Origin of the sequence: Actinomyces oricola, assembly GCF_004104015.1 — a bacterium.
In the GTDB taxonomy this organism is placed as follows: Bacteria; Actinomycetota; Actinomycetes; order Actinomycetales; family Actinomycetaceae; genus Actinomyces; species Actinomyces oricola.
Genome location: NZ_RYFV01000047.1, coordinates 1 through 5,412, shown reverse-complemented (window position 1 = coordinate 5,412; position 5,412 = coordinate 1). Strand labels below are relative to the sequence as shown.

6 protein-coding genes and 1 tRNA gene are annotated in these 5,412 nt (G+C 64.8%); 2 read left to right on the top strand and 5 right to left on the bottom strand.

Features of this window, described 5'->3' with window-relative positions:
- Nucleotides 1–696: 696 nt before the first annotated feature.
- The gene (locus EUC46_RS12190) at nt 697–912 is read left to right on the top strand and encodes a hypothetical protein (protein WP_128774430.1); all 216 of its coding nucleotides are present in this window, start codon (nt 697–699) and stop codon (nt 910–912) included.
- 95 nt (nt 913–1,007) lie between these two features.
- Here the strand turns inward: EUC46_RS12190 and EUC46_RS12185 are convergent, their stop codons facing one another.
- The 5 genes from EUC46_RS12185 to EUC46_RS12165 all read right to left on the bottom strand — a co-directional run bounded on the left by EUC46_RS12185 (nt 1,008) and on the right by EUC46_RS12165 (nt 5,033).
- The gene (locus tag EUC46_RS12185; RefSeq protein WP_128774429.1) at nt 1,008–1,517 is read right to left on the bottom strand and encodes a helix-turn-helix domain-containing protein; all 510 of its coding nucleotides are present in this window, start codon (nt 1,515–1,517) and stop codon (nt 1,008–1,010) included.
- A 67-nt stretch (nt 1,518–1,584) separates the two neighbouring features.
- Nucleotides 1,585–1,971, bottom strand: coding sequence for a zinc-binding dehydrogenase (locus tag EUC46_RS12180; protein WP_128774428.1), 387 nt, complete (start codon nt 1,969–1,971; stop codon nt 1,585–1,587).
- A 206-nt stretch (nt 1,972–2,177) separates the two neighbouring features.
- Nucleotides 2,178–3,350, bottom strand: coding sequence for an aminotransferase class I/II-fold pyridoxal phosphate-dependent enzyme (locus EUC46_RS12175; protein ID WP_128774427.1), 1,173 nt, complete (start codon nt 3,348–3,350; stop codon nt 2,178–2,180).
- A gap of 190 nt (nt 3,351–3,540) precedes the next feature.
- The gene (locus tag EUC46_RS12170) at nt 3,541–4,353 is read right to left on the bottom strand and encodes a hypothetical protein (protein ID WP_128774426.1); all 813 of its coding nucleotides are present in this window, start codon (nt 4,351–4,353) and stop codon (nt 3,541–3,543) included.
- Nucleotides 4,350–5,033 (bottom strand): SatD family protein, encoded by a 684-nt coding sequence (locus EUC46_RS12165; protein WP_128774425.1) that lies wholly within the window; start codon nt 5,031–5,033, stop codon nt 4,350–4,352. Before EUC46_RS12165 ends, EUC46_RS12170 begins: the two co-directional genes overlap by 4 nt.
- 163 nt (nt 5,034–5,196) lie before the next feature.
- Here EUC46_RS12165 and EUC46_RS12160 point away from each other — a divergent pair.
- Nucleotides 5,197–5,291 (top strand) — tRNA-Ile (locus EUC46_RS12160).
- The last annotated feature ends 121 nt before the right edge of the window (nt 5,292–5,412 follow it).

Sequence of the window (5,412 nt, the reverse complement as noted above, 5' to 3'; positions counted from 1 at the left end):
CCTTCCGCTCCGTGCGCGAGCTGACCACCACCATCCGACGCTTCATCGACACCTACAACAAGACCTGCAAACCCTTCTCCTGGACCAAGCCCGCCGACCAGATACTCAAGAAAGCCAAGCGCCCAACAACTTCAAACACGCGACACTAGCACCATCGTCAATTATGTCGCGTTCAAACTTCCCGACGGTAAAGCCCTTCAAATATTAAATGATGAGGTCGACGCAGTTACATTACCATACGAGATCCGTCCGGGCGAAGTGATTACGATCCATTGTGTTCCATTTCAACTTAAGGAGTCGTTGCAGAAGCAAGGATATCCACGCAATACGCGCATCGTCCCAAGGGTATCGTCAGGCCACGGTGATGCTATAGGGAAGGGTATTCAACTTGATTAAAGGCAGCCATAGTTAAGTGTTTTGGCGAAAGGACTAAGGAACTCACATAAACCATCTGCCCCCCTCCTCGTTCTCCGTCAGCCATCCTCCCTCCCGCTTCCTCTATCTATGAGCTTCACTCTCCCCCTGACAGCCTCACCGCATACCGAAGGTGGAGGAGGGGAAGCCCATGGCCACTCCAGAAGATCGCAGCGAGGAGCACACACCGCTAACCGCCACCTGCCCAGCCTGGTGCATCGGCCACGACGCCGACACACAGACAAAGATGACGACCACCTCCACGAAGCCACCCCAGCCCTCATGCCTTGCATCGCCCTAGAGCGCATCACCGATGGCACTGGCTCCATCCAGCATTATCCGGCCGCCGTTGAGCTCGGCCTGGTGCACTACCAGCACCGCACCGGCGACGATATCTGGCTCTATATCGGTGACGGCTCCCGCGGCATGGACATCAGCCTGGAGAGTGCGCGGCGGCTGGTGCGGGTATTGGGGCGGTATATCCATGACGAGAGGTGAGTGGGTTGCGGCTGGCTGACCGACGCTGTTGCTGACAATGAGCGCGTCGTCTGTCGGTGGCGTTCTGGCTGGTGCTGACGCCTGCTGTGTGCTGCTCATGCGGCACCGGGCCTGGGACGTAGGGCGATGCCGGCGGTGTGGAGGTAGCGGCGGACGGTCTCGGCATGCACGCCGAACTGGCGGCCGATAGTGGCGCATGACTGGCCAGCGAGGTAGCGCTGCTCGGCCTGGCGCTTCTGTTCATCGGTCAGGCCACGCGGGCGACAGGGGATGCCACGGGCATTACGGAGGTCGCTAACCTGTTGCCTGCTGATGCTATAGCGCTGGCAGATCTCGCGCACTGGCACACCCTGCTGGTACAGAGCGATCACCTCATCCTTCTGCGCTGGCGTAAGGCGGGTGTGATGCTGGCGCAGGCGCTGAGGCGGGGGAGTGGCTATGGTGGTCGTAGTGGTTCCGTCGTCGGTGGCTAGCGGGGCTGCGGCCGTGGGGACTCTTCCGTCGTCGGTGGCAGTAGTGGTGGGGACTTCGCCCTCGGGCGGCAACGTCCTGGCGAACTCCAGCAGCGTCTGCCAGTTCTTGGTGACAGAGGTAAGGAGGGCCACCAGAGGACGGTGTCGCCGGCGAGACGTGGAAGATCGGAATGCCGCGCCTTCCCGGCGGGCCCAGGGCCTAGAAGCTCATTCTCAAGACAACTTTCCCTTGAGCGTGCGCCGTTAGGAGGTATCGGATGGCGTCAGCCGCCTCAGCGATGGGGTAGACGCGGTCGACGTAGGGAACCAGATTGCCGGATTCGGCAAGCTCCTTGGCGTACGACAAGTAGTCCGGCTGCTTGTCCTTGGGGCCCATGATCACGGAGAAGTGCTTCGATGTCAGTGACCTGAGCAGCGCGCCGAATGCCTGCCTGGCGTTTCCCACCCCGACGAAGACTCCATCCGGCTTCAGGAGCTTGCGTACAGCCCGACTCCGCCGGATGCGCCGTATATGAGTACATCCCTGGCCCGATGCGACCTTCGCCCGTCGGGTGGCGGCCAGTGCGGTTTCGAATGAGATCGACACGGCCGCGGCCTGCTCGAAGGAGAGATTCGACGGTTTGGCGTTTCGACAACGCGGCGACCGCGCTGGTGGATATTGTCACCAGCAGGGACGCCGTCGGTCAGCGGCTGCTCATCACGACACCAAGGGGTTGGAGGCCGGCCTAAGTCCAAATGGAAGTGCGTCACCCCAACTGAGGTGCACGGCAGCTCTTTGACGTGTCCTTTCGTTCACAATCCCGCGATAAAGCCCCCCAGGCGCTCCAGACCCTCGGCCAGTTCCTCGCGAGAGGCGGCGTATGACAGGCGTACATGCGTCCTCGCGGTCGCCGTCCCGAAGTCCCGGCCGGGGGTCAGCGCTACGTGCGCCTCCTCCAAGGCGCGGGAGCAGAACTCCCAGGCGTCCAGGCCAGTGGTCGAGATGTCGAAGTAGATGTAGAAGGCACCGTCAGGCAGCACCGGCACCGGCAGCCCGATCTGCTCCAGGCCCTCCAGCACGATCCGCCGCCGTTCCAGCAGTTCAACCCGGCGTTGTTCGCACACCTCCAGCGACTGCGGGGAGAAGGCGGCCATGGCCGCCAGCTGGATCGGGGTGGAGGCGCACAGGAAGAAGTTGACGGCCAGGTTCTCCGCTGGATTCATGAGCTCCTCGGGCAAGATCGCCCAGCCCAGCCGCCACCCAGTCATCCCAAAGTACTTTGAGAAACTCGACACCACAATTGCGTCCGGGTCCGCCTCCAACACCGTGCGCGCCGGACGGCCATCCGGCGTCGGATCAGCCAACCCCAGGTAGATCTCGTCAACGATCCGCCACGCGCCATGCTCCTGCGCGTAGCGACAGATCGCCGCCAACTCCTCGAAGGGCACGCTGGTGCCGGTGGGATTGGAAGGCGTGGCGATCATGACCGCATTCGTACGCTCGCTCCACGCCCCTTGCACCCCCGCCAGATCGAGCTGGAAACGTCCCGGCACAGTGGTGGGCACCATGGCCAGCGTGCCGCCGGCGGCCTCCACCAGTTCCCGGTTGCACGGGTAGGAGGGGTCGGCGATCACTACCTCATCTCCGGCGTCGACTGTTGCCAGGGTAACCAGCAGCAGGGCCGAGGAGGCTCCCGTGGTCACGACGATTCGCGCCGGATCAACATCCACCCCGTGACGCTCCCGGTAGAAACCGGAGATCGTCTCGCGCAGCGCCGGATGCCCCAGGGCAGGAGTGTAGGCCAGGGGCCGACCGTCCATGACCTCGCACATGGCCTCACGCACGGCCGGGGGAGCGCCAAAGCTCGGCTCTCCCAGGCTCAGCTTGGCAATGGAGTGCCCTTGGCGCTCAAGCTCGCCGGCGCGTGCGCCGATGCTCATGGCGTGGAAGGGCTGGGCGGTGACGGCGCGGGCGGCAAGCTTCACAACGTCTCCTGATCTCCTGGCAGGTGGGACGACGGCGCCGCGGTCGCGGCGACCACCGCACCATAACGCCTCATCCGCCCGACGGCAGCAGTGCGAGCTTGTGGCAAGGATCGTGGCGCTCCCCGGGAGTGACTGATACGGCAGCGCCTCCGGCGTTCACCCCGTGGTGGGAGCAGCGGCTAGGCACTTGTTACAGGGCTGCCAGCATGAGCGCGGCGACACAGGCCAGCGACCATGAGCTCAAGGACCCAATGAGGAACTCCTCCGCCCTGGCTCCGCTCGTGTCCTGGGAGACCTCCGGGAATCGGATCACACCCTTGGCGGCGATTAGCGCCGCAATCGCCGCATGGACCCCCGCACCGGCCAGCGCCAGGATGAGCCACCGCTCCATGGGGCCAATGATTCGGCCGCCGCGCAGCGCGGGAGGCCGCACAATGGCTGAAGCCCTCCCCGACGACGTCCTCTGCGGGGCGTCGCGCCCCGACCAGACCAGCACTGCTGAGACGACGGCGTTCGTGGGCACTCCCAGAAGGATCACCAGGCCCAGGCAGGCCAGGACCGCCGCCAGTGAAGGACGTGATCCGCCAAGAGCGGCGTACCACCCCAGCAATCGGCCCTCTGCGGCGGGAGCGCCAGTATCCGGGGAGAAAACAAGGAGCCCGCCGGCGACAGCCACAGTCAGGGCCGCAGCAGCAACCACCCGCAGAGGATCCGGGCGCGTGGGCTCCTTGAGCGCGCCGTTCCCACGAGCAACCGCCGAGCGTGGGCGGTCACCCGCTACTGAACCTAAGTTCCACACGAAGACCGCCCCAACCACCCCGACCGTGAGGCGCACCCAACCGAGGGCCAGCTGGGAGGCCCCAAGTAACGAGGCCAGAAGAACCCAGGCGGCTAGCGCACCGAGGCGAGCACCGCCGCTAGCTCCTCGTCGAACCAGGCGCTTACCCAGTGGCACGACCACCGTGCCCACAGCCACGAGCAGCAGGAAAAAGGCAGCGCTCATGCCACCTCGTCGATGGTGGGCAAGGGCCGGAGCAACGCGGTGGCTCCTGAGCGGCGCAGGCTCTGGGACACCGCAGACTGGGAGATTCCCTCCTGACGGGCCAGCCGGGACTGGGTGTACCCCAGAGCGAGTCCAGCAGCCAGACGGCGCTCGCGAGCCTTCATCCTGCCGACTACATGATCGCGCAGTTGCAGCATGCTGTTGACCAGCAACTCCATGTCGGCCTGTTGCTGGGACAGTCCGGGCCGGGGTGCCTCACGGTATAGGGTGCGAGCCTCCCGCTGGCGTGCCAGCGGGCCGCCAAGAGTGTCGATCGCTGCGCGGGCGGCCCACCAAGCACTGCCGTCCTGGATGCCCGGCCCCGTCTGGCTGCCCCGGTCCGGGCCGAGATCGGTATCGGGGCTTCTGAGGTCGGTGGCGTCGCCCGCGCCAATACCGAAGCGCAGCTCTAGGCCTTCAGGCAGGAGAAGGTGGGTGCGTAGGGTGAGGGTGAGGGCATCGTCGAGGCTAGCGGCGAGCGCCTGGAACTCGTCGCCCACCGTCGCCCAGGCCGGGTGGGGTAGGTGCAGACCCTGGCCCGCCTGGGCGAAAGTCTTGAGGATGCCCTCCTGTGAGCCGGCGCGGTCAGGCAGCCGCCGGGAACCGACAATGTCCGCAATGATGGCGTAGTAAATGATCACATCCCTACGATACTACTTATATCGGCGCCATATAAGCGGAAACGTTCGCCGATGCGTTCTGAGATCGCGCGCACCCTGCGGTATCCTCCTACCTGCCCGTGCGAGCGCAGGCTGTGAGTCCAGATCGGAGATCGGCGTGCGTGCCTCTGCTCAACGTGGGCCGGCCCCCATAGCTCAGCGGTTAGAGCAGCGAGCTTATACCTCGTTTCGTGCCTGATAAGCACAAGGTCCTGGGTTCGAATCCCAGTGGGGGTACCACGGCGTCCTTATACGAACCTGCGCTGTGTGGCGCGTGGCCTGGGGGCGTCCCAGCGAAGGAAGCATGCTCACCCTTGTTGGTGGGCATTTTTCGTTGGGCGGTGGTGCGGGCTGCGGTGTG